Source organism: Streptomyces sp. NRRL B-24572, from assembly GCF_002156145.1.
GTDB classification, from domain to species: Bacteria; Actinomycetota; Actinomycetes; order Streptomycetales; family Streptomycetaceae; genus Streptomyces; species Streptomyces vietnamensis.
This window is the reverse complement of record NZ_MWIG01000748.1, coordinates 1-3,674: the sequence shown is the minus strand read 5'-3', so window position 1 is coordinate 3,674 and position 3,674 is coordinate 1. Positions and strand designations below refer to the sequence as shown.

Here is a 3,674-nt window from a genome sequence, read left to right as displayed (position 1 = left end):
CGGCGAGCCCTCCCGGTCCCTCGGGACCGGGAGGCGGTCCAGGTCCCTCAGCCCGACGTCACGCGGTCGACGAACGCGTCCAGGTTGCCCGTCAGACGGGCGACCTGCTCGTCGAGGGTGAGGGACTCCTCGTGGCGCCGGTGCCGCAGCTTCGGCTGCCGCCGGCCCCGGACGTAGAGGGAGCAGGCGAGGTCGGCGCAGAGATAGATCCCGACCGTGTTCCCCTCGCGGCCGCGGCTGCCGGCCAGCGGCGCGACCAGGAGCGTGACGCCCGAGGACGCGTGCGCGGTCAGGCAGACCTGGCACATGCTCGACTTCACCGCGCTGGTCCGGCCGGTCGCCGGGACCCGCAGGGTCACACCGAGCGGGCCGTCCTTGCGCGGCACGACCAGGTGCGCCCGCAGGGGCGCGCCCGGGTCGACCCAGCCGAGGAAGTCCAGGTCGTCCCAGGGCAGTTCGGCGAAGTCGAGGGGCAGCTTGAGTCGTGCCGCCTCGCCCTTGGTGCAGTTCACGAAGGACGAGCGGATCTGTTTGTCGGTCAGTGGTTCCACTCGGTGGACCGTACACGGACCTTTCGGGGCGGGCATCCCAATATGAGGGCCGCCTCAGGCCACCCAGTCCGGCAGGGCGGGATCGGCGAAGTGCCCCGGGGCGCCGTCCAGGGCCGCCGCGAGCCGCTCCGCCGCCGGTTCGTACACGTCCACGGGCAGGGTGAACGGGATCCGCAGCCGGTGCTCGTGCGTACCCGGGTCCACCCCGAACCGGGCGCCGCCCTCCACCCGTACCCCCTGCCGCAGGGCCCGGGCCGCGAGGGAGGAGGCGACCGGCCGGCCCAGGTCGATCCAGAGGCACATCCCGCCCGGCGGCACCGCCCACCGCCACTCGGGCACATGACGGGCGAGGGCTTCGGTCAGCGCGGTCCTGCGCTGCCGCAGCTCGTCGAGGCGCCGGGGCAGGATCACGTCGAGGCGGTCCACCAGGGCGACGGCCACCAGCTGGTCGAGCACGGAACCGGACAGGTCGGCGGTGATCCGGACCCGGGCCAGCTCGGTCACGACTCGGGACGCGGCCCGCACCCAGCCGACCCGCAGCCCGCCCCAGCAGCTCTTGCTCAGCGAGCCGACGGAGACGATCTGCTCGCCGTCGCCGCCGCCGGCCGCCGCAGCGAACGGCGGCGGCGCGGGCACGTCAAGGGCCATGTCCGTCAGCGTCTCGTCGACCACCAGCCAGGTCCCGGTGGCGCGCGCGGACCGCGCGAGCTCCCGGCGCTGCTCCGCCGGCATCAGCCGCCCGGTCGGGTTGTGGAAGTCCGGGATCAGATAGGCCAGGCGCGGCGCGGTCTGCCGGAGCGCCGCGTCGACGAGCCCGCTGTCCCAGCCGGCCTCGGTCACCGGCACCGGCGTGACGCGGAGCATCCGCCCGCGCATCGCGTCGAGGGCGTTGGGGTACGAGGGGTTCTCGGCGAGCACCCGGTCGCCGGACCGGCCGAGCAGCGTGAGCACCAGCGAGACGGCCTGCTGCGCACCCGTGGTGACGAGGATCTGGTCCGGGAGGGTCGGCAGGCCCCGGGCCGTGTAGCGCTCGGCGATCGCGGCGCGCAGCGCGGGCAGACCGTACGGGTGGTAGCCCTGCGCGCCCGCGTAACGGGGCAGCTCGGCGGCGGCCGCCGCAAGCGCGGCGGACAGCTCCTCCTCCGGAGCGTGCGGCGCGGCGAGGGCGAGGTCGATGGTCGCGCCCGCGTCGTCCTGGAAGGCGCCGAGAGCGGTGGGGGCCTGCCCGTCCGGCAGCGCGGTCCAGGTGCCGGCGCCGCGCCGGCTGTGCGCGTAACCGCTCTCCCGGAGCAGGTCGTACGCCCCGGTCACGGTGGTCCGGCTCACCAGGAGCACCGCGGCGAGCTCCCGCTCGGCCGGCAGCCGCAGGCGCAGCGCCACCCGGCCGTCGAGCAGCGCCTCCCGCACGGCCCGCGCGAGCTCCCGGTACCCGAACCGTCCCTCCGGGGGCGGGGTGAGGAGCGATGCGAGCTGGCGACCCGTCAGGGTCCGGTCCGCGGTGTGGACCACACGTGCCACTGCCATGCCAATCACTCCTCATTGGCTCTGCTGTCCGGGCCAATAAGGTTACAGACTCCTTTCCAGTGGCCTGGTGGCCGTGTTCATCGGGGAGAGGGGACGAGCGATGTCAGGACACTTCACCGACCGTGACGAGCGGATGTGGCAACTGCGCGCGGAGGAGCGGACGGCCCGCCCCCTGGCGATCGGAGGCTGGCTCCGGGCCATTGCCGGGGCGGCTTCGAAGCGGCGTCGGACGGTCAGAGGACGGGTGCGGACCCCGGACCGGGCGCCGGACCGGGCGCCGGACCCGAGGCCGAACCCGAGACCGGACGTGACGCCGAGCCCGACACGGAACCCGACGCGGAGCTCGACACCGAACCCGACGGGACCCGAGCCGACAGCGAGGAGAGCGACGCGGCCGGGGAGACGGCCGCCGCGGGCTGGTCTGCCTGCTGCTCTGTCTGCTGGTTCGGCGACTGGCTCGTGAGATCCGCCGAACCGTCCGACGCGGGTGCCGACTCCGGGCTCGACGACTCCGTCGACGGCGACGAGTCCGTGGGACCGGAGGAGTCGGACGGCGAGGGGGAGAGCGTCGAGGGGGAGAGCGTCGAGGGGCACGGCGACGGGGTGACCCCGCCGCTCGGCGTCGGGGTCTCCGTGCCCGTCACCGTCACGCACGGCACCGGCGACGACGGGGAAGGGCCGGACGTGGACGGCGAGGGCGACAGCGGCGTGGACGGGGAGACCGTCGGCGGCGGGGGAGGCGGCGGGGTCGGCCTGTCGTGCTCGCCGGTGTCGCCGTGCTTCCGCGCGAACCAGTCGTCGTCCCCGGGGTCGTACACGACGAAGACGTTCACGACCGTCACCGACGGCGCCACCACGACGACCTGCTGGGAGCTGTACCCCTGCCATGGCGTGCCCGTCGTGCGCGGCGCCTTCTGCGCCACCGGGCCGGTCAGCGGATTTCCGCAGGCGCAGCGCACCCGGGGTACTCCGTGACCGTCGACCATGACCGCCGTGCCGGCCTGGAGCACCGCCTGGTAGGTGGTGGCCGCGCCGTCGCGGAAGCCGTGGTTCGTCACCCGGGTGTCGACCCGGAGCTGAAGCGGGGTCAGGGAGCGGAGGTAGTCCGGCACGTCGTTCGGCGAGATGCCGACGACCGAGGCGAAGGCCGCGTTCTTCGCGGGCCGGCCGGAGAGGTACCGGACCTGCTGCTCGACGTCGCAGCTGGAGACCGACCGGGTCCCGCCGTAGAGGCCGGGCGTCGACCCCGACATCTCGGGCACGGCCGAGGCGGTACGGGGCGGCAGCGAGGGCGGCGGGGCGGAGCCGTCGCCGGCGCGTGCCGTCGATGGTGTGAACGGGTCCGGGCCGGACGCGGCGGCGTTCTGCAGGAAGACCTCGCCGCCGGATCCCGCGGTGTCGTTCTTGTCGGCGGGGCGGTTGGTGAGGACGACGGCCAGTGCCGCGGCCGCCACGAGTGCGGCGGTGACCGAGGCGACCTTCGGGACGGACCGCCACCAGGGACCGCCACCGCCCTTGCCTCCGCCGCCGGTCGCCCCGCCTCCGCCGCCGGTCGAGCCGCCTCCGCCGCCGGTCGGCCCGGAACCGCCGCCGCCTCCG

At 75.0% G+C, this 3,674-nt stretch carries 3 protein-coding genes; all 3 read right to left on the bottom strand.

Annotated elements, in window-relative coordinates; genetic code table 11:
• Positions 1–47: 47 nt before the first annotated feature.
• Positions 48–551 carry an FBP domain-containing protein gene (locus CCN56_RS35050; RefSeq protein ID WP_086831830.1) on the bottom strand — a complete coding sequence of 168 codons (504 nt, stop codon included), beginning with the start codon at positions 549–551 and terminating at the stop codon, positions 48–50.
• A gap of 54 nt (positions 552–605) precedes the next feature.
• Positions 606–2,075 (bottom strand): PLP-dependent aminotransferase family protein, encoded by a 1,470-nt coding sequence (locus CCN56_RS35045; protein WP_086831829.1) that lies wholly within the window; start codon positions 2,073–2,075, stop codon positions 606–608.
• Positions 2,076–2,308: 233 nt separating this feature from the next.
• Positions 2,309–3,674: DUF6777 domain-containing protein (locus CCN56_RS35040; protein ID WP_179200098.1), on the bottom strand; the 1,366-nt coding region annotated here is incomplete at its 5' end.